Below are 25421 nucleotides of genomic sequence, written 5' to 3' on the forward strand. Positions count from 1 at the left end.
TCTACCAGTTATTCGAGAGGCGGTTTATAAGTAGGGGCGGTTCCTAAAGGATTGGCTGGCTGCCCACCCCCAATGTTGGGCACAGGAGCTGCCCCTTCTTCTTTTTTCGAGAAGGCCAGATAGCCCATCGTGAAGAGCCCTGCGACGGGAATAGCCGTAATGATCCCGATCCATCCTTCCTTTCCGCGCGCCAAGGCGATCTTGTACCAGAGGAGACCGAAGAGGAATAAGTAGCATAACGGCCCTAACGGCGGTATTAACCCGGAAAGGAGCAGCAACAGCCAGGTATACCGCACATTCCCGATATTGCATGCCAGGAATAAGTTCGCGATGGGTATCCAGGCCATCCATCCGTTTCGGGTATCCGTTTTCCCTGCGATGACCTGAAGACATACGGCCAAGTAGATGTAATAGATCAGGGAACCGATTATTATGACGCCGAGAAATGCCATTAGAAACGCTATTATGACGGCTAGCAAAGCCTTACTTTCTTTATCCGATAATTTGTTTTCAGGGGTTTCTCCCGAGGGGCCCGGTATCTTTTCTTCCTGCGGTTCGCTTGGCGGCGCGGCAGGCTTAAATTCCACCGCCTGCCCGTTTATCTCCTGTATCTCGGCGAGGTCGTATGTCATTTCGGTAACGCCGTAAATATCGACGGTTATGGTATCGTTGGTTATCGCCTTAATATTCCCCTCGATCTTCTTTCCGGACCTGAAAGTTACCGTATCCGCCCAAGCGTTCACCGCGAACAATACGACCGCCGCGCATATGATCAGAGTTTTTTTCATTATCGCCTCCTATATGGTTAAATTGTATCCAAACTTCCCCTTGAAGGCAAGCACTTTTACTGGTATACCCTGGGAAAAGGGGTAAAAATCTTTTCTTGCATTTTCGGAAAAATTTGATATAATAAGGGGCTAAATTAGCGAGGTGAAAATGGATCCGATCCGCTTTGGCATAGCCCAAATGAACCCCACCGTGGGTGACCTTCAGGGCAACAAAGAGAAGATAATAAAGTTCATAAGTGACGCAAGATCATTGGGTTGCGACATAGTAATCCTCCCGGAGCTTGCCATAACCGGTTATCCGCCCGAAGACCTCCTCCTTAAGCCCCAGTTTGCGGATGACGCCGTGAAAGCGCTTAACGAAATAGTCCATAAGACCGATAATATCATAGTTATAGTGGGCTGCCTCGACAAAGGCAAGGATGGGCTGTACAATTCAGCCGCTCTTATCCGCGACAAGGAACTTATCCACATATATCATAAGATACTCCTCCCGAATTACGGCGTATTTGACGAAAAACGCTATTTCAAGCCCGGAAACGAGTCCTTTGCCTTCAAGTTCGAAGGCCTCAAGATCGGGCTGAACATCTGCGAGGACATCTGGGAATGCTGCGGCCCCGCGAGCTTTGAGGCGGTCGACATGGGCGCGCAGGTCATGATCAATATTTCGGCATCGCCTTACCACGCCGGCAAGATACAGGCGCGCGAGAAGATGCTTGTGGAGAGGGCCCAGCAGACCGCCGCTATCGTGATCTACGATAACATGGTGGGCGGCCAGGATGAGCTCGTCTTCGACGGCGGGAGCATGGTGATAGGATGGAAGGGCAGCGTTTTAACGCGCGGAAAGCAGTTCGAGGAGGATATCGCGCTCTTCGACCTCAACCCCGAAGAATACCTTAAATACAGGAAGGCCCCAAAGAGGAAGCCGGCGGTAAATAATTACAGGGCCAAGGAACTATCGCTGAAGAGATGCGAGGTAAAGATAAGGCCGCCTTTCCCGCCGCGCCGCCTGGAAAAATTAGGCAGCATAGAGGAGATATACAAGGCGCTTGTCCTGGGCACCAGGGATTATATGACGAAGAACGGCTTCAAGAAAGCGGTCGTCGGCGTAAGCGGGGGGATAGATTCGGCCTTGACCGCGTGCATAGCCGTCGACGCGCTCGGAAAAGATAACGTCGCCGCGGTCACGATGCCGTCCATGCATACCAAGGAAGAGACGCGCGCGGATGCCGTAGCCGTCGCGAAGAATTTGGGCCTAAAGACGGCGGCCATACCCATAAATACCATCTACCAGGCATATACGCGGATGCTGAAGAAGGAATTCAAGGACGCCAAGACAGATATAACCGAAGAGAACCTGCAGGCGAGGATCCGCGGCAACATCCTCATGGCGCTTTCGAATAAATTCAACTGGCTCGTCCTGACGACCGGGAACAAGAGCGAGATGTCGACGGGTTATTGCACCCTCTACGGCGATATGGCCGGGGGATTTGCGGTCATAAAAGATGTACTGAAGACCGTCGTTTACCAGTTGGCAGAATACAGGAACGCGGTAGCCGGCAAGGAGGTCATCCCGGTAACGACGATAAAGAGGGCGCCGACCGCCGAATTGAAACCCAACCAGAAAGACCAGGATACGCTTCCGCCTTACCACGTGCTGGACGATATCCTGAAGTTATATGTCGAAGAAGACAGGTCGGCGAGCGAGATCATCGCCCAGCGTTTCGACGCGAAGACGGTCAAGAAGGTCATCTCGAGGGTCGACAAGAACGAATATAAGAGGCGCCAGAGCCCGCCGGGCGTCAAAATAACCCCCAAGGCATTCGGGAAGGACCGCAGGGTCCCGATAACGAACAGATATTAACGAAAGGAGATGCAGATGGCAGCCAGATCGGTCAAAGATAAAGAATATGTATTGAAGATGGCCAAAGAGGCCAACGTCAAGTTCATCAGGTTGTGGTTTGCCGACATCCTCGGTTTCGTAAAATCCTTCGCGATAACCGTCGAGGAGCTCGAAGGGGCGCTCGAAGAGGGTATGGGATTTGACGGTTCCTCTATCGAGGGTTTCGCGCGCATAGACGAGTCGGACATGATGGCGCGGCCCGACCCCAGCACTTTCGTCCTTCTTCCCTGGAGGCCGAAGGATGAATTCGCCGTCGCGAGGATGTTCTGCGATATCGTCCGTCCGGACGGTTCGCCTTTCGAGGGGGACCCGAGATATATATTGAAGCAGAACCTGAAGCGCGCGGCGAAACTCGGATTCACTTTTTACGTCGGGCCCGAGCTCGAGTTCTTCTATTTCAAGGATAATAAAGGCACCGAGCCGCTCGATGCGGGCGGGTATTTCGACCTTATACCGCCTGATCCGGCCTCAGACCTGAGGCGGGATACGGTCCTCATGCTCGAGGCTATGGGCATTGGCGTCGAATACAGCCATCACGAAGTCGCGCCGAGCCAGCACGAGATAGACCTGAGATATACGGACGCGCTCACGATGGCCGACGCGGCTATGACATACCGCGTCGTCGTAAAAGAGGTTGCGCAGCGCTACGGTTACTACGCTACATTCATGCCGAAACCCATGTACGGGGTGAACGGCTCGGGAATGCACGTCCACCAGTCTCTTTTTAAGGGTGACAAGAACGCCTTCTTCGAGGCGAAGGACAAATACCATCTCTCGAAGATCGCGAAGAATTATATCGCCGGACTGCTCAAGCATTCCCGCGAGATAACCTCGGTCACAAGCCAGTGGGTCAACTCATATAAGAGGCTCGTCCCGGGCTACGAGGCGCCGGTCTACATCGCCTGGGCGAAGAGGAACCGGTCTACGCTTGTAAGGATACCCGAATACAAGCCCGGAAAAGAGAAGGCGACGCGCATCGAGTACCGTTCGCCGGACCCGGCATGCAACCCGTACCTGGCTTTCAGCGTCATGCTCGCGGCAGGGCTTGAGGGCATCGAGAAGAATTACGAACTCATCCCGCCGACCGAAGAGAACGTCTTTGAATTGACTCCCGAAGAGAGGACGAAGCGCGGGATAAGGCCGTTGCCCGGCGACCTCTATGAGGCTATATGTGAAACCGAGAAGAGCTCTGTTGTAAGGAAAGCCCTCGGCGAACACGCTTTCCGCTCATTTATCGAGAACAAGAAGATCGAGTGGGATAAGTACAGGGCCCGGGTCACCGACTATGAGATAAAGGAATACCTCGCGATACTATGACGCGTAAACCCGCGGTTAAAAGCGCGAGATCGCGCCCGGCATACGAGAAACAGATAGAGGCGTTATCAAAGATAAGCCAGACGATAACATCCAACCTCTATTTAGAGGATGTCCTGCGCCTTATCGTAATGGTGACGGCCGAGGTGATGAATTCCAATATCTGCTCATTGATGCTCGTGGATGAGGAAAAGGGCGAATTGGTCATCCGCGCCACGCAGAGCGTCAGTGAGGCTTACAACAAAAAGACCAACATGAAGATAGGCACCGGGATAGCCGGTAAGGTCGCCAAGGAAGGCAAGCCCATTCAGGTGCCGGACGTCCGGGAGGACCCGCGTTACCTGAACAGGGACATAGCCAAAAGCGAGAAACTCTGCTCGCTCCTCTCGATGCCGATGATAGTAAAGGGAAAGGTCATCGGAGTCCTGAACGTCTACACATCGACTCCCCATAGCTTTACCCGGAACGAGATAAACGTCCTTACCTCGGTAGCCAACCAGGCCGCCGTGGCGATAGAGAACGCCCAGCTGATGGTCAAATCGAAGATAATACAGGAAGAGCTTGAGACCCGGAAGATGGTAGAGCGGGCCAAGGGCATACTTATGCGCAGGGGCCTGGCAGAGGAGGATGCCTTCAGGAAGATACAAAAACAGGCGATGAGCCTACGCAAGACGATGAAGCAGATCGCCGAGGCGATAATACTGACTAACGAACTGGAGCGGGGCAAGTAGCCCTATTGACTTTAATAAGATTTTATAATATAATCGAAAAAAGATTTTTACAAGTAAGCCAAAGATCTTATCCGTAATACAAAGGAGATTGACATGAGAAGAGTTCTTTTTGTCTTGGGAATTTTGTTTTTATCCGCTATATGCCTGCCTGCGTGCGGCCAGAAAAAGGCAGCTGCTCCGGAAAAAACAGAAGTCACCCCGGCCCCGGCCCCGGCGCCGGTTGTGGAAACGCCTAAGGCGAAAGCTAAACCGGAGATCAAGGAAATCATCTTAGCCGATTTCAATACAGGCAAGAAGCCCAACAATTTCGGCGGCGATTTCGGCGCGTGGAACAAGGACCAGGACGACACGACCCAGGGCTGCAAGGAGTCCTTTACTTCCGACGAGAGATACGGGAAAGAAGGTTTCTCCCTCCAGCTCGATTATGATGTCGATTCCCCGAATCCTGCATTTAACGGCTTCTGGATGAAATTGGACAATTTCGACGCGACGCCTTACGATAAACTGGTTTTTTACGTAAAAGGCGACGCGACGATAGGATACCCCCCGAGATTTAAGATAGAGCTTAAGAACGCGAACGGCGAGGTCGGCAAATACTACGTGACGCAGATAAGCCCGACATGGGCGCCGGTCGAGGTGCCGTTCCGGAGTTTCGGCGGAATAAAGGATTTTAGCAAATTGACCGAGTTCACCGTCGTCTTTGAGGATTCCGCATCGAGGCCGAAGACCGGCAGGATCTACATGGACAACATCGGCTTCGCGAAAGACTAAATACCCATGGATTTCAAAATTACCGAAGACAACTTCAAGTTAAGCGGGCAGGATTTTTACGTATTTTCGGGAGAGATCCATTATTTCAGGATAAGGCCGGAGAACTGGGCCGCCCACCTCAAGAAGGCCAAGGCCGCCAACCTGAATACTATAAGCACTTATATCCCCTGGGATTGGCACGAATACGAAGAAGGTAAGTTCGACTTCTCCGGCCACACGAATCCCCAGAGGAACCTCCTCGGCTTTATAGAGCTATGTAAGAAGAACGGGCTTTATCTAATAGTCAAGCCGGGCCCTTATATCCTCGCCGAATACTTAGACCACGGCATACCGCAGTGGCTCCTCTCCTCGCATCCGGAGATACTCGCGCTCAACAGGGAAGGCAAGACTTTCGGCCATGCCCGCGTGACGCTGATGCACCCGGTATACCTGAAGTATGCAAGGTTATGGTATGACAAGATCCTCGCGATAATAAAAGACAATTTGATAACAAAATCCGGCGGGATAATACTCTCGATGCAGTTGTGTAACGAGATAGGGGTGTTTACCTGGCTTGATAAAGAGGCCGATCATAACCCGGTCTCGCTGGACCATTACAGGAAATTCCTCTCCGAAAAATACAAGAAGATAAACCGCCTGAATGTCCTCTATAAGGCCAAATACAAGAGTTTCTCCTCGGTCGTCCCGCCGCAGGGAAATCCGGCTAAATTGACCGAGCTTGCCGCCGACCTCGATTGGCACCTCTTCTGGCGCCGGTATTACGCGGTGTACGTGGAACATCTTTTAAAGGAAGTCACCAAGAGCGGGATCCATATACCGTTCACGCACAACCTGCCCGGATGGGTATGGGGCCGCGCGGTCGAGTACCCCCTGAATATAACCATGTACCAGGATGTGGCCAAGCTCTATCCGAAAGTCATGCTTGCTGTCGACCATATACCGGAGAATATCTCTTATAGGAATTTCCACGACGCGGCCATAATACAACAGTTCACCAGGGCGATACAGGGGAACCGCGGCCCGACCTTCGTCGCCGAGATGCAGGCGGGGACAAGGGAGCATAACGTCGTCACTTATCCCGACGAACTGGAGCTTTTTTACAAATCCGCCTTGGCCTACGGCGCGGCAGGTATGAATTTCTACATGTTCTCACAGGGAAAGAACCCCAAGGGCAAATCCGCGGTCGGCCCTACTTTTTACTGGCAGACGCCCCTGGATTACGACGGCAAGGAGACCGCGCTCTACCCGGTCGTCAGGCGTTTCGGCAAGCTCGCCTCGGCTTTCGGCGCGCTCGCCTCCAGGGCGAAAGCCGACTCGAAAGTGGCGCTGCTCTTCTATAAGCCTTATTACTACACCGAACTTACGCATAATTACGACCTTGAGAAGATGGGCCTGAGCTATAACCCGAAGACGATAAGGGACAGTATTTTTTACGAGGGGATGGCGAAGATCCTCAAGATGCTGAATTGCGATTACGATATCCTGGATATGGAGCTTACCAAGCCGAAGGACCTGGCAAAGTACAAGCAGGCGTGGATCGTCTCGCTCGAATACATGGACGCGGAATCGCAGAAACTGCTGGCGAATTATGTCGGGAACGGCGGGCACCTGGTCATCCTGCCAAGGGTCCCGAAATACGACCTCTCGCTCAAACCGTGCGAGGTGCTTAGGCAATTCCTGAAAATAGGAGAGACCGAAGAAGTCTCCCCGCGCGCCCCGACGATAGATTTTTTTGACGTCAAGGAGATATCGGTCTTTAACCCGATCGAGGTCTTTAACGAGCCCAACGCCGAACCGATGGCGCTCCTTCCGGACGGCAGCACCTGCGGGTTCGTCAAGCATTTCGGAGGCGGCTGGGCGCTGGTCCTGGGGACCGCGTTCGGATATTCCACGGAAGAGAGCATAGACGCGTATTCGCGCATATTGAAGATGGACGATATCCGCGGGAACGCGTCCCCGACGAACGGCAGGATGGTCGCCCAGGAATTCTTCGATGAAGGCCGCGCCCTCCTCTTCGTCGCGAATTATTACAGGACAGCGGAATCGGGCCATATAATTTTCGCGGACCCGGTGACGAAAGAGGAGAAGAAGATGCCTTACGGAGCGCCGCTCACGCTCGCGGGATTGACCGGCCTTATCATACCGGTGAATTTCCAGATACACGGCAGCGCCGCGAGGATAATCTTCTCGACGTCGCAGATATTGAACGCCTTCGAGAAAGGCGGTTCCATATTCGTGGAATTGCACGGCCAGCCCGGATCCGGCGGCGAATTGACGGTGGCCATCAAAAAGAGGCCCAAGCAGGTCTTCGCCGACGGCAGGAAGCTCGAGTTTTCCTACAGGTCAGGCGAGGCGATAATACCCTTCAAACACAGCGATGAAGGCCCTGTCCTGATGAAGATCAACTTAAATTAAAGGAGATATAGGTGGCGAGGAAATTACCGGCATTTCTTGTCCTTTCTTTTGCTCTTCTTTTTCCGCTCCCTTGTAACGCCCAGGAAGATGTCGTTGTCAGGATACCCCCGCATTCGGATATAAAAGTCGCGGCGGATTTCGACAGCGGCAAGGACCCCAACAGCATAGGCGGGTTCCCTTCCATGAGTTTCAAAAAACCCTCTTTCCTCCAATCGGCATACAGCAAAAAAGAAAAACACGGCGAAAAAGGCTATTCGCTCGAGATCGAATATTACGTCCCCAAAGGCGAGGACGCTATCTGGTCGACCGACCTCAACGAACTCGATATCAGCGCGGCAAAAGGCGTATCGTTCTGGATAAAGTGCACGGAAGGTTCCGAAAAGTTCTGGCTGGCGCTGGAAGATAAGGCCGGCAATAGGAATGAGGTCAACCTCTCGGGGTCTATCAAGCCCGTGACCGACTGGCAGGAGATAAAAGTGCCGATAGAGAAGTTCCCGTCCATCGACACGAACAAGATGAGAAAGTTCAGCCTGGACTTCAAGGGCGAACCCAGCGTGATAAGCGGGAAGATCTTCCTGGACGATATATCTTTCTACGGCGATCCGGAACTCTTCTTCCTTGGGTTAAAGGATAATACGGCCTATTATCCCGAAAAGGTCCTCGCGAACGAGCGCAAGAGGGACCTGCTTACGAGCTCGGACAACCAGATGCTTATGGGTATAGCGCAGGATACGTGGGGATTTTTCAAGAACGTCGTCGATAAGAGGAGCCACCTTCCGCTCGACTGGATAGGGATGGCGCCGGAGAGGGCTATTGGCGATTATACCTCGCCTACGAATACGGGCCTTTATTTCATAAATATAGTGGCGGCATTCGACCTTAAATTCATAACGAGGGAAGAGGCGGTTAAAAGGATATCGGATACGCTCGACGTGATGGAGAAGATGCCGCGGTGGCGCGGGCTATGGGACAATTACCACTCTACGACGAACCTGCAGGTAACGCGCCGCTATATCTCATCGGTCGATAACGGCTGGTTTGCCGGCGGCCTCATCATAGCAAGGCAGGCGTTCGACAAAGAGCTCGGAAAGCGCTGCTCGAAACTCCTGGATGAGATGGATTTCTCGGCCCTTTATAATAAAGAGCTCGGCCAGCTCAACCTCGGCTATGACGGGGATACCGAAAAATATTCGCCTTATAATTACGGCCAACTGAACGGCGAGGCGAGGTTCACGAGCCTGGTCGCCATAGGGAAAGGGAACGTCCCGCAGGAGCACTGGTATAAGATGGCAAGGACTTTCCCGCCGGAGATAGACTGGCAGTCGCAGAAGCCCGAGGGTAAATGGGTCAAGAAATCAGGCGTCAAATATTTCCAGGGTTATTACACCCATAACGGGGAAAAGATCGTCCCGAGCTGGGGCGGGAGCCTCTTCGAATTCCTGATGCCTTCACTTATGGTAAAAGAGAAAGAGCTGGCGCCTAACGGGCTGGGACTGAACGACTTGAAAGGCGTCAACGCCCATATCGCCATGGCTAAGATGAAGGGATATAATGCCTGGGGGTTCTCCCCGTGCTCGACGCCTGACGGCAGTTACGGAGGCTATACCGAATTCGGCGTCGCCGGAATAGGCTTCAAGGGATATAAAGACGAAGGCGTGGTAACGCCCCACGTGGTATTCCTGTCCCTTACTTTCGCGCCGGAAGAGGCCATCTCGGATATCAGGAGGCTTCTCTATTATTACAATATATACGGCGAGTTCGGGATGTATGACGCCGTAAACGTGAAGAACGGCAGGGTCTCGTATAAATATCTCGCGCTCGACCAGGGCATGATACTCCCTTCAATAGATAATTACCTCAATAACGGCGCAATAAGGGAACGTTTCCACAAGGACCCGGTAGCCAGGAAGACCGAAAAACTCTTAAACGAGAATTTTTTCGAATAGAGAGAGGATCGAGCCATGAGGACCACCAAGGCGAACGGCATATTGTCGACGGACAGGATCCTGTCGGACAAACAGAGGAAGAACCTCTCCATACTCGAGCTTGTCGTCAAGCACGGCCCCATATCGAGGACCGAGATCTCGCGCCAGACCGGCCTCAATATCGTCACGATCTCCAATTACATAAATGAATTCATAGAAGGCGGGCTGGCGGTCGAAAAGGGTTTTGACGTCTCTACCGGCGGGCGCCGTCCGACGCCCGTCGAGCTCAACCCGAAATTCGGCTACATGATCGGCGTGGGGTTGACGGCGCTGAACATCGTCGGCATCCTGGTCGATCCCAAGATGCAGGTAATCTGCGAGGTAAAGAAAGACCGCCCGGCCGATAACAGCGAGGCGATAATCGGAAAACTCGTCGAGACGGTCGAGGAGATCCTCGCGAAATCGAAGATCGAGCCTGAGAAGATAAAGGGGCTTGGCATAGGCATACCCGGCGTCATCGATGTCGAGGGCCAGACGATAAGGTGGCTCGGCGCGATGGGCCTTTCGATGGTATCCATATCAGGGGTATCTCTCAAGGATATATTTGAAAAGGAATTCGATATACCGACCCTGGTAGAGCATGACGCGGCGTGCGCCGTCTTCGGCGAGCGCTGGTTCGGCTTCGAGTCGGAGATCAGAGACATGATATACATGTACACCGGCGTCGGCTGCGGGCTGATAATAAACGGGCAGATATACCGCGGGTCGAACGGCTCGGCCGGGGAAGTGGGGATCTTCAATACATCCGTGCCGGACCCGGAAGCCAGAAGGCGCGAGTCCCTCTCGCTCGGCACGTGGGAGCTCGACCTCGGCATCGGGTATTACGCCAGGGAAGCGATGAAGAAGGGGTCGAAATCGAGGATATTCGAATTGGCCGGCAACGATCCCGGCAAGATAAGCCTTAATACGGTGATAGAGGCGTCCAAGGCGGGCGACAAGCTCGCCAACGAGCTGTTGGAGGATGCCGGAGGCCAGCTCGGCAAGAAGATAGCGTTCCTCGTAAATCTCCTCAATCCGGAGGTGGTAGTGATCGGCGGGGGAGTCGAGCAGGCCGGCTCGGTATTTATGGATTCGGCGAAGAGGACCGTCCATTCTTGGGCGCGCGAAGAGAATATAAGGAATTTAAAAATAGTGCCTGCAAGGCTCGGGGGAAATGCCGTCGCGATGGGCGCGGCCTGCCTCGTCTTGCAGAGGATATTCATGAATGCCTAAAACGCAGGAGGCGCGGAGATGAAAGGGTTTAACAGATTATTAGCGTTTTTTGTAATCCTGGTTTTCGCGTTGCAGGTAACGGGTTGCGGTCCCGGCGAAGGGACGAGAAAACCCAAGAAAGTGCCGGTGAAAGTCGCTTTCTGGGGAAGCCCGGAAGAGATAGGGATAATCACCGAGATGCTAAAGAACTGGCAGAAGACCCACCCGGATATCCAGGTAAAATTGGAGCATATACCTTTCGGGAGCTATGTCAGCAAGATACTGACCGAGATCGCAGGGAGGTCGGCGCCCGATATCATCGCCTCGGAAGTGAACATGTTCGTATCTTTCGCCGATAAGGACGTCTTCCTTGACCTCAAACCTTTTGTGGATAAGGACAAATCGTTCAATCTCGGGGATTTCTTCCCCGAGGTCGTGGACAGGTACACCGTCGACGGCAAGATCCTCGGCATCCCGAGGGATACCGCGCCGTTCGCGTGCGTCTATTATAATAAGAAACTTTTCGATGAAGCGGGCCTGCCTTATCCCACGGATGACTGGGACTGGAACGATCTCCTGGACAAGGCGAAGAAGCTGACCAAGGTGGATAAAGACGGCAAGGTTGTCCAATACGGTTTTTACAGCGATATGTGGCCTAACTTCATCCTTTCGGAAGGCGGCAGGATAGTCGATGACGTGAAGCATCCCACCAAATGCCTGATGAATTCCCCGGAATCGATGGAAGGATTGCAGTTCCTGGTCGACCTCTCACTCAAATACAAGGTTTCGCCCACATCTAACACGTTCCGCAACCTCGGCCTCGGCGTCATCCAGATGTTCATGATGCAGAGGGTCGCGATGTTCCATTCGGGGATATGGGAGACGCCTATTGTCAGGAAGGTGAAGGATTTTGACTGGGACGTCGCTATGTTCCCCAAGAGCCCGAAGGGGATAAGGAAATTCGCGACCGGCGGGACCGCATACGGCATACTCAAGACGACCAAATATCCGGAGCAGGCATGGGAAGTCCTGAAGGCGTTAAGCGGCGATGAAGGCCAGATAATGCTTGCCGAGTCAGGGCTGGCCCAGCCGGCCAACAAGAAGATAGCGGAGGGCGAACATTTCGCCGGCAGCAACAAGCCTCCGCTCAACAAGAAGATGCTCAACGAAGCGGTTACATACTGCGTATACGACCCGTTTAACTTCAAGTGGCGGGAGATCCGCGAGAAGTATATAAATCCGGAGTTCGACCTCGTGTTCAACGGCCTTAAACCGGTAAAGGAAGCGGTAAACGCGATAGTGCCTAAGGCTAACGAACTATTAAAAGAAGGAAGATAGAAAGACGAGATGAAATTCCAGACCGACTATGGTTATTTCACCGATGACGGCAAGGAATATGTCATAACCAGGCCCGATACCCCGCGTCCGTGGGTTAACGTTATCTCCAACGGCTCGTATTCACTGGTGATATCCCAGACCGGTTCGGGTTTCTCGTGGTGGGAGAACTCGAATCTCGCCAGGCTGACACGGTGGGAACAGGACCTGGTAAAAGACGAGTGGGGAAAATACCTATATATAAAAGACAGGGATAGCGGGGACTTCTGGTCCTTGGGGTGGAAGCCGGTCTGCCGCGATTTCGACAGTTACGAATGCCGGCACGGCATAGGCTATACCATCCTTTCGAATAAATACAAGGGCATAGCCTCCTCAATGACCGTCTTTGTACCGCGCGATGAGCCGGTCGAGATATGGAAGGTCACTTTAAAGAACGAATCCGGCGTCATAAGGCCGTTATCGCTTTTTTCGTATTTCGAATGGCTTCTAGGCAATAAGGACGATACTCACCGGGAGTTCCATAAGACCTTTATAGGCACTTCGTATGAAAAGGGCCTCCACGCCCTTTACGGCGAAAAGAGGAAACAGCTGATGCTGCCCGGTTCGATAATCAGCGAGTACCCGTGCACGGCATTCTTCGCCTCGTCGGTCGAGCCCGAGTTCTACGAAGGAGAGAAGGAGAATTTTATCGGGATGTACAGGACCCTCGCCGACCCGCTCGCGGTCGAGAAAGGCATTCTTACCAATACCACCGGCAGGTGGAATGACTCGATAGCCAGCCTCCATCTAAACGTGAGCTTAAACCCCGGCGAGAGCAAGGATATCATCTTCATTCTCGGCCTCAGCCAGGGCAAGGCCAAAGACGCGAAGATAATAAAGAAATATTTTGACGTCAATAACGTGAATGTCGCGCTAACCGAAGTCAAGAAATACTGGGGCGGCATGCTCTCCGGCCTTACGGTAAAGACGCCGGACGACGCGCTTAACCTGATGACAAATACGTGGCTTAAATATCAGGCGATATCCGGCAGGATCTGGGCCCGCTGCGCCTACTACCAGTCGAGCGGCGCGTACGGTTTCAGGGACCAGCTTCAGGACAGCCAGATATTCCTTCCCTTGGACACTTCGCTCACGAAGAAACAGATACTTTTGCACGCGGCGCACCAGTTCAAGGACGGCACGGTATATCACTGGTGGCACACGCTCGCCGAATGGGGCCCCAAGACGAACAAGGTAGACGACCTGCTCTGGCTCGTATTCGTGACCATAAGTTATATAGAAGAGACCGCGGACTTCGGCATCCTGAAACAGAAGGTCAAATTCGTGGACGGCGGAAACGCGACCCTGCTTGAACATTGCGAACGCTCGATAAAGAAAGTCCTGTCGAGGTTCTCGAAACGCGGGCTTCCTCTCATCGGCGAGGGAGACTGGAACGACGGCATGAACTTCGTAGGCGTGAAATTTAAAGGCGAATCGATCTGGATGGCGCATTTCTTCGCGGATATCCTGAAGAGGTGGTCGGAGGAAGTCCTCTCCGATAAGAAGGTAAACAGGAAGGCCGATGCGAAGAAATATGCCGGGAAATTCGAAGACCTCAAGAAGGCGATCAACAAATACGCCTGGGACGGCGAATGGTACTGGCGCGCGACCTGCGACGACGGTTCTCTGGTGGGGAGCTCAAAATGCAAAGAAGGGAAGATCTTCCTTAACGCGCAGGCCTGGGCTGTCATCGCCGGCACAGGCACCGAAGAACGGATAAAGAAGGCCCTGGCTTCCTGCTCGAAATATATTTACAGGGACTACGGCGCCATACTCCTTTACCCCGCGTTCTCCGAGCCGAACCAGAAGATAGGTTATATCAGCCGCTACGCGGCCGGAGTGAGGGAGAACGGAGGGGTCTATACCCACGCCGCGACCTGGGCTGTCATCGCCGAATGTTTGCGCAAGGACGCGGATACCGCATACGACCTTTACAGCAAGATATGCCCTCCTAACAGGAGTAAAGATATCGACCATTACAAGGCTGAGCCGTATGTCACGCCGGGCAACACCGACGGCCCTGATTCCGTAAATTACGGGAGGGGAAGCTGGACATGGTATACCGGTTCGGCGGCCTGGCTTTGCAGGGTCGCGACAAACTGGCTTCTCGGCGTCAGGCCGGTCCCCGAAGGGCTGCTTATAGACCCGTGCATTCCCAAGGAATGGAACGGGTTCGATATGACGCGCAAGTTCAGGGGAGCCGTCTATAAGATCATCGTTTCCAACGCGGCGCACGTCTCGCACGGCGTAAAAGAGATAAAGCTGGACGGCAAAAAACTGGACAGCAATATCGTGCCGCCCCTCAAAGACAATAAGGTCCACCTGGTGGAAGTGACTCTTTAAGAGAGAGTTAATGAAAAAACTTGTTGTTTTCCTGTTCGCCACGTTTTTAGCCTTCCAATCGGCCGGTTGCGCCGACAAAGAACAAAATTCCGACACGGTAAAAGTGACTTATTGGGAAAAGTGGTCCGGCTTTGAGGCGGACGCGATGCAGGCGGTCATCGACCTTTTTAATTCAAGGAAATTCAGGAATAAAGACGGAAAGATGATCCGGGTGGAGATGAGCGCGGTAAGCGAGATCGACAGGCGATTGCTTACCGCCGTGGCCGGAGGCAACCCGCCTGATGTCGCCGGGGTCTGGACCTGGATCGTCACTACTTACGCCGAAAAAGGGGCGCTCCTTCCTATAGATGATCATTTGCGCGAGGCCGCTATAACAGAGGATCGTTACATTCCTGTCTTCTGGGAGATTTGCAGGTACAAGGGAAAGATGTGGGGCCTCCCGTCTACTCCGGCTTCAGTCGCGCTGCACTGGAACAAAAGGCTTTTCAGGGAAGCCGGCCTGGACCCAAACGTACCTCCCTCATCGATCCAGGAATTCGACGAGATGGCGGAGAAGCTTACACTCATCAAGCTGCCGGGCCAGGATAAAGCCGTATCATTTTATGAGTTAAAGACCAGGACGAATTATAAGAATCTTCTCGGTCAGGGTATGATTATACAAATGGGTTTCCTGCCATCCGAGCCCGGATGGTGGCCATGGTCGTGGGGCTATTGGTTCGGGGGGAAGCTGTGGGACGGCAAGGAGAAGGTTACCGCGGACGGGCCGGGGAATGTCAAGGCCTACGAATGGATAAGGTCCTATTCCGAGAAATACGGCGTAGAAAACATAAAGAGATTTTCAAGCAGCTTCGGCGCATTCTCTTCACCTCAGAACGCCTTCCTTTCTTCAAAAGTCGCGATGGTGAGGGAGGGAGTATGGATGTATAATTTTATCGACAAATATGCGACAGGGATGGATTGGGCTGCGGCGCCGTTCCCCTCGGATGGAGGAAAGCTGAAAGACGTCACTTATGCCGAAGCCGACATCCTCGTTATACCGAGGGGCGCGAGGCATCCGGACGAAGCGTTTAAATTTATAAGTTTTGTAAATACGCAGGAGGCGATGGAATTGCTGTGCGAGGGGCAGAGGAAATTTACGCCGCTTAAAAATGTAAGCGAAGATTTCTACGCCAGGCATAAAAACCCGTATATACGCGTCTTCAGGGCGTTGGCCGAAAGCCCGAACGCGTTCATTACCCCGAAGATGGTCATATGGCAGGAGTATCTGCGCGAGCTGAATTTTGCGTATGAGATGACAAGGGACCTGAAGGCCGAGCCGAAGAAGATCCTTTCGGACGTCAATAAAACAATGCAGAAAAGGCTGGAGAGGGAGCTGGAGATGTCAAAGAGGTCAGGGGAGAAGAGATGACCAAAGAAGAAAAAAGGGAATTCATAAAAGGCATTCTTTTTACCTCCCCCTGGCTTATCGGCTTCTCGATATTTGTCATATATCCGGTCGTAGCGTCCTTTTGCTACAGTTTTTGTTATTATTCGGTGATCCAGCCTCCGCGCTTCATCGGCCTGCTCAATTATAAGGACCTTTTGACCGATCCGATATTCTGGAAATCCCTGTGGAACACATTTTATTTTGTCATATTCATGATACCGCTCGGTTTTGTGGCATCGCTTTCATTGGCGATGCTGCTCAACACGAAAGTAAGGGGGATGGCTTTTTACAGGATGATATTCTTTGTGCCGTCGCTCGTCCCTATGGTCGCCGGTTCGATACTCTGGATGTGGATATTTAACGGCGAGTACGGGCTCCTTAATAATTTCCTGATAAAGATGGGGATCCCGAACCCCCCGAACTGGCTTATGGACGTGAACTTCGCTAAACCGGCCATCATAATCATGAGCCTCTGGGGGCTCGGCCAGACGATAGTCATCTATCTTGCCGGCCTGCAGGACGTGCCGGTCGCGCTTATCGAGGCGGCAGACCTCGACGGGGCGAATTGGTTCGATAAACTTTGGAATATAACGATACCGATGATATCGCCCGTTATATATTTTAACGTGATAATGGCCATCATAGGGGGTTTCCAGATATTTTCCCAGGCTTATATAATGACAGGCGGAGGGCCGCAGCGTTCGACGACTTTTTACGCGCTATACCTTTATCAGACGGCCTTCGAGGATCTTCGCATGGGTTACGCGAGCGCGATGGCATGGATATTGTTCGTTGTGATACTTATATTGACGATGCTCGTTCAGCGCATCTCCAAAGAGAGCGTCTATTACCACGGAGGTTGACGGCATGCCCCAAGGTAAAGGCATAAAGTTCATTACGTACCTGGCTTTGACCGCCTGCTCGGTCGTTTTCGCGCTTCCTTTTGCGTGGGTCATGGTCACGTCCCTCAAGCCGGTAGAGCAGACGATGACTATGCCGCCCACCTGGATACCCAAAACCTATTATATAGAGAGCGCCGGAAAAAAGCTTGAAGTAAAAAAGGGTATTGTAACGCATGAGGCCGGCGCGATCTTAACCGTAAAAGAGGGGCCGAGGGAAGGGGAGCGTTTATTCGTTCCTAACTCACAGTTAAAAGACGGCAAAGCCCTCCTTCAGGTCCAGATAGCCGACAAGGTCGTCCAGGGTTATTATCCCGTCGATATCGAAAAGGAAGTGCAGCCCGGATGGATACAGGTCATAGAAAAACTGCCGGCGCAATACGAAAAGACCGAACCATACTGGACTTTCGTCCCGCCGGAGAAGATAATCGAGAAGGTAAAATTTTGGCTAAGGAATTACCTCGATGTTTTTGTTAAGATCCCGTTCCTGAACTATGCGAAGAACACGCTTATAGTGTGCATATTAGGCGTGATAGGGACGACGTTTACCAGCGCCCTTGTCGCTTACGGCTTCGCCAGGATACGCTGGAAAGGAAGGGATTTTATATTCATGCTCACGCTTTCATCGATGATGATACCTTTTGCCGTTTTAATGGTCCCCCTTTACGGCGTATTCAAGGCATTCGGGTGGATAGGCACTTTGCAGCCGCTTTGGTTCCCGTATGTATTCGGCACAGCGTTCAATATATTCCTGCTGAAACAATTTTTCATGACGATACCGCGCGACCTTACCGATGCCGCGAGGGTGGACGGGTGTAACGAATTTGAGATCTTCTGGCGCATAATACTTCCGCTCTCGAAGCCCGCCCTGACGGTCGTGGCCCTGTTCCATTTCCTTTATGCCTGGAACGACTTTATGGGGCCGTTGATATTCCTCACCAACAAGGATACATATACGCTCTCCCTGGGGTTGCAGGTATTCCAGAGCCAGCATGGCGGGACGGAATGGCACTTGCTGATGGCCGCCTCGGCGATGGTCATATTGCCCATATTGGTCATGTTCTTCTTCGCGCAGAAGACATTCATACAGGGAGTGGCTCTGACGGGGCTGAAGGAATAAGGAAGCCGTATTTAGGCTTGAAATGGGCGTATGGTTAGTGTAGAATCTAACGGTATAAGAAAGGAAAGGAGGAGGTTCAGATGAAGAAGGTGTATTTAGCGTTAACCGCGATGGCGATAGTGTTGCTTTTTGCGGGGCAGGCCTTCGCTGCAACTCTCGTCATAGCCGATTTTGATTCTGGGACCAAGCCAAACAACATAGGCGGCGATTTCGGCGCCTGGAACAAGGACGAGGCCGACGCGACCCAGGGCTGCAAGATGGACTTCGATGGGAGCGTCATGCACGGCACCAAGGGTTTCTCCGTCCGCCTGGATTACGATGTCGATTCGCCGAACCCGGCCTACAACGGCTTCTGGATGAAGCTCCAGGACACCGATGTCTCCAAGTATGACAAGCTCAGTTTCTGGATCAAGGGCGATGAGACAGCCGGTTTCTCCCCCAAGGTAAAGCTTGAGGTCAAGAATTCCAAGGGAGAGGTAGGTAAATACCTGATCACCAACGTCACAAAGGACTGGCAGGAGATAGTAGTTCCGCTTAACAAGTTAGCGGGCCTGACGGACCTTACCTCCATGACCGAGTTCGTCATCGTATTCGACGATATGACCTGCGCAGCGAAGAAGCAGGGGACGATCTATATAGACGATATAGCGTTCGTCAAGTAAGACATGAAGTAATGGGGCTCCTTGTCGGGTTGACATTTGATATTAAGTCCCGCAAAGTCCCCAAAGGTTCTCCGAGCGATCTATGGGCCGAACACGACAGCGAAGAGACTATCTCCGCTGTCGTGGAGGCCCTTAATTCGGGCGGTAACAAGGCGATACGCATAGGTTCATCCAAGCGCCTCCTCTCCGGATTATCCTCCCTGAAATTCGACATAATCTTTAATATAGCCGAGGGTATCTCCGGGAGGAACCGCGAATCCGAAGTCCCGGTGCTCCTCGACATCGCCGGCATACCTTACGCAGGTTCCGACGCGCTCACGCTTTCCGTCTCTCTCGATAAGGTAATCTCAAAAAAAATATTCATGTATCACGGGATCCCGACGCCGGCATATTTCGAATGCGTTAAAGGCGGCAGGGCCGCCGTGCCCAAAGGATTAAAGTTCCCGTTTATAGTAAAGCCTCGATACGAGGGCTCGGCCAAGGGGATAGGCCCCGGTTCGGTGGTCCGGAATATATCATCTCTCGAGAAGCAAACGGATGAAATAATCAGGAAATACGGGCAGCCGGCCCTGGTCGAGGAATTTATCGACGGATGGGAGTTTACCGTCGGGATAATAGGGAACCGGGATCCCGTCGTCCTTCCGGTCGTGCAGCGCCACGTGGAGATCGAAACCGGATTGAGCAGCCATATTTTCGATAAGACCTGCGCAGACAAGCAGGATAGTTCATTCATGGATAAGCGGGAACTAAAATACAGGGATATTATGGGTATAGACGCGGGACTCGAGGAGAGGATAAAGAGATTTGCGCTTAAGGCCTTCAATGGGCTGGAGTGCAGGGATTTCGCCAGGATAGATTTCCGCGTTGACCGGAAAAAGCAGGTTTATATGCTCGAGATCAACCCGCTCCCGTCCCTGGCGCGGGACGACTATTTTTCCATGGTCGCGGAACTTATGGGCATCACTTATGAGAGGATGATAAACATGATGTTCGCGGCCGCTTTGGACAGGTGCGGACTGCGATGAAAGACGCGTATTCGCATCCGGGCTTCTGCGACGTCGCCTACGACTGGGACAGGAGGCCGGAATGCGATTTCATAGAGCGGTGCATAGAGAAATATTCGGGCGCGAAGGGCCGTTCCGTGCTTGATATAGCCTGCGGGACCGGGATACATCTTATGGAATTCGCGCGGCGCGGGTACGAAGCGGCGGGTATAGACGGGAGAAAAGAAATGGTCGATTTTGTCCTGAAGAAAGCCGCGGCCGAAGGCCTCGACGTAAAATGCGCACAGACGGACATGAAGGGATTTGATACGGGCCGCAAGTTCGGATGCGCGATCTGCATGCTCGATTCGTTCCGGTACCTGCTGACCGACGAAGACATACTGCGCCACCTAAGGTCCGTCGCCGCTTCGCTTGAGGACGGCGGGCTTTATATCATAGACCTCTGGATGCCGGAGGATGACCGTATCGGTGGATGGGAGGACCTTTGCTGGACCCAGGAGCGCGGTAATATCCGCGTAGACGCGAGATATGTCCAGCACGGGGAGACTTTTAACCCGGAGGAGAAGACCTTTGATGACGAGCTTATATTTAAAGTGACCGGCCCCTCGGTCAATTCTACCGTGACCTCGAGGGCCAAGACCAGGGCACTGCTCTTCGCCGAGTTCAGGGAGCTCGCAGGGAAGGGCGGATCATTTGAATTGAAGGAAAAATTTTATAATTTTGACTTTAAATCTAAAGAAGGCTATAATATTAAATCATTAAGGACAAACCTGGTCCTCAAAAAACGGAGGTAAGGAGATGCCAAAGAGACTTTTAAGGTGTTTTGTTTTCGCTGTTTTATCCGCTGTTTTAGTCTGTCTTACCGGTTGCGCGGGCATAGAACCTCCGTCCCCCAAACAGATAATCGAACACCCGTTCGGCACCTCTATGCTAAGGGCCGGCCTTACTAAAGACCAGGTCCTTGCGCAGTGGGGAGAACCGGACTTGAAGGAATTCGACAATACCGGCAAATGGGGCAACGCGAAGGAGAGATGGACATATTACGGGAGGATGAGCGGCCTGCCGGTGGATGAGGGCTATCTTACAAAGACGCAGTATCTCTATTTTGACGGGAAGAACCTGGCCAGATATAATGAATGACGGGACGAAGAAGTTCGATTGCTGCGTCCAGTGCAAGATCTTCTGGGATTGCAGGACCCGCCTGGATAGCCTGGCGAGGGGAGCGAAGAGCTATTGCTGTTCCTCCTGCGGCAACTTCGAATTGTGCAAGATAGTGAATGAAAAGATAAAAGGGGAATTTCAATCCCCGGCATTATAAAAAGGAACGCTTCTTCGCTTAGCGGGGCCGTCCCCGATCCCGGGTTCTATTTCTTACCGAATAAATTCAATGTCGCTAGGGCGATGGCAAGCAGAAGGCAGACGGCTGCAAATCCGATGAAGGCCCTTGTCTCAAGGCCGTAAACGGGTTTAAGGATCAATCGTGAATAAATTCCGACCGCGAAACTGAGTATTCCCGCAATTATTGATACAACGGCTAAATTCTTCATCGCTCACCCTCCAATATTTATTTACCTGTATCTAATTTAAACGCCAATTTCGAAAGGTCGACGCTCTCTTTTATATAAATGCTTTGCTGGCTTGCGAGATCGATCGACTTTACCTCGTCTAACCTCCTTCCGTTTATATCGAAGACTACATTTACGACCGGACGCAGGAGATAATCTTCGTGGACTTCCGCTACTTTTCCGACTTCGTCGGTGTTTAATTTGACCCACGTCCCGATGGGATAGAGGCTAACGCGCTTTATCAAGGCTTTGATGACTAACGGCGAGAACTGCTCTGATTTTCTTAATATTTCCTTGATCGCGTCATGCGGGAAATACCCGTCCCTGTAAGGCCGGGGGTGCGTCATCGCCTCGTACATATCCGCTAACGCGATAATTTGCGTATATTCATGGGTATCTTCGCCTTTGATGCCGTCGGGGTAACCCGAACCGTCGACCCTTTCATGGACTTGACGGGCGATCTTGATAGCGAGCTGCAATATATCCTCTTTGGGCCCTTTCAGGATATCGGAAGAGTAACGGGGGTGTTTTTTGACCTCATCGAATTCAGCTTCATTTAACGGTTTCGGGGTTTCCACCAGATCCAGGACTTTGATCATCCCCAGATCGTAAAGGTATGACGCGATCCCTAATTCCTGGAGTTTAGACTTGTTATAACCTAATGTTGCCCCGATCAAAAGGGAGATGATGCAGGCGTTCACGGCGTGGCACCACAGATAGTTCTCGGGCGAGCATCTGCTTGTTAGCACCGTTAACTCGTGTCCGCCTAAACAGATCTGGTCTACCATCTTCCTGATCACGAGGACCACTTGCTCGCAATCAAACGACTCGTCGTTTTTTACCTTATTAAAGATATCTTTTATAAGGTTATGCGCTTCCTCGTAAATCAGAAAAGACTCTTCTTTGTCTTCCTTCATCTTATTTATCGCTTTTGAGATCTGGACCTGGTAGGTCGGTTCTTCCTTTTTGGATTCTTTGCGGTCCATCTCCTTTATCGCCTGCGCGAGTTTAAGGTAAGATTGCTCCGTCTTTTTCTCCTCTTGTTTTTCTGCCGGCTCCTCTTTTTTATCTTCAGCCGGTGCTTTCGGAGGCTCAGGTTTCTTTGAAATTTTTTGCGTAAGCTTTATTAAGTCTGAAAGTCGTATCATCTTCTTACGACGCCGAAGTCCTCAGCTACTTCCTGCATGACTTTTTCATCCACGTTTGGCGCTTTGGCCATCATCCCCACTATCAACCCCATATCGCAGAGGTTATTTACGCGTCTCGGGATCCCTTCGGAGGCTTCATAGATGACCTTACAGGCGCTATCGGTAAAGATCTCATTTTCTCCGCCGGCTATCGTGCAGCGATGGATGATATACTGCTTCGTCTCTTCATAATCTAATTTATTCAGATGATATCTTATGGCGAGCCGTTGTTCAAGTTGGGGGATCTTGTAAACCTTCTCTTTAAGTTCCGGTTGGCCGACGAGAACAAGGGTAAGAAGGAATCTGTTGTTTAACTGGAAATTAAGCAGCAATCTCAATTCCTCAAAGACCTCGGGCCTATCGATCGCCTGGGCCTCATCGATGATGATCACCGTCTCCACGTCGTTATTTAAAGAGGCATATAATTTTTCATTTAACATGTGGAGCAGCTGCAGTTTGCCGCCGTTTATATCGGTGCCTTCAATCTGAAATAAGATCTCTCTCAGGAAATCCCGGGGAGAAAGTTTTGGGTTTACGATCAAAGCGACTTTATACCGGGAGTCTTTCTTGGTGAGTTCCGAGATAAGCACGCGGCTTAAAATAGTTTTTCCGCTTCCGTATTCGCCCGTAAGCAAGGCGGCGCCTTTTCTTTCTCTTACGGCGTAGAACATGCGCATAAGAGCTTCTTCATGTTTCGGGGAATGGTATAAAAAACGCGGGTCAGGAACGTTCTCGAAGGGTTTTTCTTTAAGCTTCCAATATTCCTCGTACATCGTTACCTCGTCGCCTTTTTACCGACGACCATTAAAGCAGCAATGAGGGTAAAGATTATAGATATCTGCACCAGGAGCAGTATAGCATGAATCAAGGGAGCTTTCAATAGAACAATTGCGCTGATCCCGAAGGATAAGCTTACGAAATAGATAAATACCGTTGCCATCAAAGGATTGAAACCCATGTCCAGGAGGCGATGGTGGAAGTGGTCCTTCCCGGTATACTCCAGCCATTCCTTCAGGTTTTTTACCTCTCCGCTCTTGACCCGCATGACCGTCGTGAAGATCACGTCGAAGATCGGGACGCCCAAGATCAAGACGGGCACAACAAGCGCCACCGTATTATTGTATGCCCAGTCCCCTAAAATAGCAAAACAGGCCAAAATAAAGCCCAGGAAGTTGCTGCCGGCGTCGCCTAAAAAAATATTGGCAGGCCTCAAATTATACGTTAAAAATCCCAGACAACTGCCTAAGGCGGCCAATGTCAATGCGATAACGACCGGCTGCCCGGTCAATATCCCGATAATCAAAAAACAGGTCAAAGCTATCGCGCTGACTCCCGTCGCCAGGCCGTCCAGGCCGTCCAGGAAATTCAGGGCATTCGTTATGCCGACGACCCAAAATACCGTCAGCGATACTTCCGCCATATCGCCCCATAAAGTGGGAGGAAGAAACGACAGGCAGACGCCGGATTTTATGATTATCGCCGATGCTATTATCTGGATTATGAGCCTGAATAACGCGGATAACCCTTTTATATCGTCGATCAGCCCGACGAGAAAAACCAGACTTCCGCCTAGAACCAGCCCTTTTATTTCACTCTGCCGCGGCCCCGCATATAAAATCGCGATCAAAAAAGAGAGCCAGATCACGGCTCCGCCCAGCAGGGGCACAGGCGCTTTGTGGATTTTTCTCTTGTTCGGAAGGTCTAGTATCTTAAAACGTCGGGCAATTGATTTCGCAATGGGGGTTAAGATAAGGGCGCTCAAAAAAGAGATCAATAACAGGATCAGCGGTTTCATATCTTTAGCAACAGCCGGTGGGACTTGAAACCTTCCGCGTATTTTACCCTTGCCTGAGCTCCCCTGAAGGCCGCCCAGGACCTTACGGTCCCTAAAATGTTTGAATTATGGTTAGGCGTTTTTTTGATCTGGGAATGGTGGGACCTTAGCAGTTTTATCTTGGCGTTCAGCGTGTCGCTTATGTCTATGAAAATATTGGGGTCTAGGCCCTGGCTGCCCGGTAATTCATAATGGAGGACATTTTTTATGAATCGGGCTGCCGCAAGGCTCGCTTTCCCGACATTTCTATGGTCCTGGTGAATGTCATCCGGATAACAGGTGAAGACGATGTCGGGGTTAGTTTTATCGAGTATATCCTCGATAAAGGAGATAAGCGGTTGTCCTTCGGGGATCATCGCGTCGGGGAAATCTCCCCAGTAGACCTTTTTTGCCTTCAGGAGTTTCGCCGCTTCCTCCTGCTCTTTCGTCCTTAATCCGGGGTTTCCGCCCGCCTCGCCCCTGCTTAAGATCAAAAGGCAAATCTTGTGCCCGGCTTTGGAATATTTTGTTAACGCGCCGCCGCAGCCGAATTCGATGTCATCCGGATGCGCCCCGATCGCTAATATATTCATGTTCGAGTTTTCCTGAGAGTATAGACAGGCTTTTTTGCCCGTAGTTAAAGATCAGGTCCATTATAGACATATACGGTATGAAAGGGGAGTATAATTGGCGATACGCCGGATGCATGAAATTCTGGAAATTGAGCCTGATCCTCTCTTTGGCGAATTTTGCCGCGTCTATATAATCATATGCGCCGGTCCCGGACAGGTACGCGTCGGCGTTCAAGCATTTGCATATGTTGATCAGCCTGTCTGTGCTGTTGCCGTCGATCTTCAAGTGAGAGGCAAAATATATCTTTCGCTCGATCCCCAGGTAACTCAGTATATATTTTGTTATGAAGACGTTCAGGTC

The 25421-nt window shown here is 51.7% G+C and carries 24 protein-coding genes; 17 read left to right on the forward strand and 7 right to left on the reverse strand.

Annotated elements, in window-relative coordinates; translation table 11 throughout:
• Window positions 1-8: 8 nt before the first annotated feature.
• On the reverse strand, window positions 9-788 hold the full coding sequence (locus tag WC317_02920; protein MFA5339085.1) for a hypothetical protein: 780 nt from the start codon (window positions 786-788) through the stop codon (window positions 9-11).
• Window positions 789-936: 148 nt separating this feature from the next.
• On the opposite strand from WC317_02920, the gene WC317_02925 reads away from it, so the two are divergent.
• From WC317_02925 to WC317_03005, 17 genes are all read left to right on the forward strand, one after another.
• Entirely contained in the window at window positions 937-2649 is a 1713-nt protein-coding gene (locus tag WC317_02925; GenBank protein MFA5339086.1) for an NAD+ synthase, read from the forward strand.
• Between the two features lie 15 nt (window positions 2650-2664).
• Window positions 2665-4005 carry a glutamine synthetase family protein gene (locus WC317_02930; GenBank protein MFA5339087.1) on the forward strand — a complete coding sequence of 447 codons (1341 nt, stop codon included), beginning with the start codon at window positions 2665-2667 and terminating at the stop codon, window positions 4003-4005.
• Complete coding sequence (locus tag WC317_02935; protein ID MFA5339088.1) at window positions 4002-4733, forward strand: GAF domain-containing protein; 732 nt, start codon at window positions 4002-4004, stop codon at window positions 4731-4733. Before WC317_02930 ends, WC317_02935 begins: the two co-directional genes overlap by 4 nt.
• Before the next feature lie 93 nt (window positions 4734-4826).
• On the forward strand, window positions 4827-5504 hold the full coding sequence (locus WC317_02940; GenBank protein MFA5339089.1) for a carbohydrate binding domain-containing protein: 678 nt from the start codon (window positions 4827-4829) through the stop codon (window positions 5502-5504).
• A gap of 6 nt (window positions 5505-5510) precedes the next feature.
• On the forward strand, window positions 5511-7919 hold the full coding sequence (locus tag WC317_02945; protein MFA5339090.1) for a beta-galactosidase: 2409 nt from the start codon (window positions 5511-5513) through the stop codon (window positions 7917-7919).
• 11 nt (window positions 7920-7930) lie between these two features.
• Window positions 7931-9865 (forward strand): glucoamylase family protein, encoded by a 1935-nt coding sequence (locus WC317_02950; GenBank protein ID MFA5339091.1) that lies wholly within the window; start codon window positions 7931-7933, stop codon window positions 9863-9865.
• A 15-nt stretch (window positions 9866-9880) separates the two neighbouring features.
• Complete coding sequence (locus tag WC317_02955; protein ID MFA5339092.1) at window positions 9881-11116, forward strand: ROK family transcriptional regulator; 1236 nt, start codon at window positions 9881-9883, stop codon at window positions 11114-11116.
• A gap of 18 nt (window positions 11117-11134) precedes the next feature.
• A complete protein-coding gene (locus WC317_02960) occupies window positions 11135-12433 on the forward strand; it encodes a sugar ABC transporter substrate-binding protein (protein ID MFA5339093.1) in 1299 nt (432 codons plus the stop codon).
• 9 nt (window positions 12434-12442) lie between these two features.
• A complete protein-coding gene (locus tag WC317_02965; protein MFA5339094.1) occupies window positions 12443-14812 on the forward strand; it encodes a glycosyl transferase family 36 in 2370 nt (789 codons plus the stop codon).
• A 10-nt stretch (window positions 14813-14822) separates the two neighbouring features.
• Window positions 14823-16220, forward strand: a complete 1398-nt coding sequence (locus WC317_02970; GenBank protein ID MFA5339095.1) for an ABC transporter substrate-binding protein — start codon at window positions 14823-14825, stop codon at window positions 16218-16220.
• The gene (locus WC317_02975) at window positions 16217-17101 is read left to right on the forward strand and encodes a sugar ABC transporter permease (protein MFA5339096.1); all 885 of its coding nucleotides are present in this window, start codon (window positions 16217-16219) and stop codon (window positions 17099-17101) included. The genes WC317_02970 and WC317_02975 overlap by 4 nt, the downstream gene beginning before the upstream one ends.
• 4 nt (window positions 17102-17105) lie before the next feature.
• Window positions 17106-18257, forward strand: a complete 1152-nt coding sequence (locus WC317_02980) for a carbohydrate ABC transporter permease (protein MFA5339097.1) — start codon at window positions 17106-17108, stop codon at window positions 18255-18257.
• 80 nt (window positions 18258-18337) lie between these two features.
• Entirely contained in the window at window positions 18338-18919 is a 582-nt protein-coding gene (locus WC317_02985; protein MFA5339098.1) for a carbohydrate binding domain-containing protein, read from the forward strand.
• Between the two features lie 11 nt (window positions 18920-18930).
• Complete coding sequence (locus WC317_02990) at window positions 18931-19944, forward strand: ATP-grasp domain-containing protein (GenBank protein ID MFA5339099.1); 1014 nt, start codon at window positions 18931-18933, stop codon at window positions 19942-19944.
• Window positions 19941-20717: a class I SAM-dependent methyltransferase gene (locus tag WC317_02995; protein MFA5339100.1), complete on the forward strand. Its 777-nt coding sequence runs from the start codon at window positions 19941-19943 to the stop codon at window positions 20715-20717. Before WC317_02990 ends, WC317_02995 begins: the two co-directional genes overlap by 4 nt.
• Window positions 20718-20721: 4 nt before the next feature.
• Window positions 20722-21063, forward strand: a complete 342-nt coding sequence (locus WC317_03000) for a hypothetical protein (GenBank protein MFA5339101.1) — start codon at window positions 20722-20724, stop codon at window positions 21061-21063.
• The gene (locus WC317_03005) at window positions 21056-21241 is read left to right on the forward strand and encodes a hypothetical protein (GenBank protein ID MFA5339102.1); all 186 of its coding nucleotides are present in this window, start codon (window positions 21056-21058) and stop codon (window positions 21239-21241) included. The genes WC317_03000 and WC317_03005 overlap by 8 nt, the downstream gene beginning before the upstream one ends.
• 46 nt (window positions 21242-21287) lie before the next feature.
• Here WC317_03005 and WC317_03010 read toward each other — a convergent pair whose 3' ends face one another.
• From WC317_03010 to WC317_03035, 6 genes are all read right to left on the reverse strand, one after another.
• Window positions 21288-21470 (reverse strand): hypothetical protein, encoded by a 183-nt coding sequence (locus WC317_03010; GenBank protein MFA5339103.1) that lies wholly within the window; start codon window positions 21468-21470, stop codon window positions 21288-21290.
• Window positions 21471-21487: 17 nt separating this feature from the next.
• Window positions 21488-22636 carry an HD domain-containing phosphohydrolase gene (locus WC317_03015; protein ID MFA5339104.1) on the reverse strand — a complete coding sequence of 383 codons (1149 nt, stop codon included), beginning with the start codon at window positions 22634-22636 and terminating at the stop codon, window positions 21488-21490.
• Complete coding sequence (locus WC317_03020) at window positions 22633-23448, reverse strand: AAA family ATPase (GenBank protein ID MFA5339105.1); 816 nt, start codon at window positions 23446-23448, stop codon at window positions 22633-22635. Before WC317_03020 ends, WC317_03015 begins: the two co-directional genes overlap by 4 nt.
• A 2-nt stretch (window positions 23449-23450) precedes the next feature.
• Window positions 23451-24470: an MraY family glycosyltransferase gene (locus WC317_03025; GenBank protein ID MFA5339106.1), complete on the reverse strand. Its 1020-nt coding sequence runs from the start codon at window positions 24468-24470 to the stop codon at window positions 23451-23453.
• Window positions 24467-25081 (reverse strand): PIG-L deacetylase family protein, encoded by a 615-nt coding sequence (locus WC317_03030; protein ID MFA5339107.1) that lies wholly within the window; start codon window positions 25079-25081, stop codon window positions 24467-24469. The genes WC317_03025 and WC317_03030 overlap by 4 nt, the downstream gene beginning before the upstream one ends.
• Window positions 25047-25421, reverse strand: a 375-nt coding sequence (locus tag WC317_03035; GenBank protein ID MFA5339108.1) for a WbqC family protein, incomplete at its 5' end; no start/stop codon positions are given. The genes WC317_03030 and WC317_03035, both read right to left, overlap by 35 nt.

Source organism: Candidatus Omnitrophota bacterium, assembly GCA_041653595.1.
Taxonomy (GTDB): domain Bacteria; phylum Omnitrophota; class Gorgyraeia; order Pluralincolimonadales; family Pluralincolimonadaceae; genus Pluralincolimonas.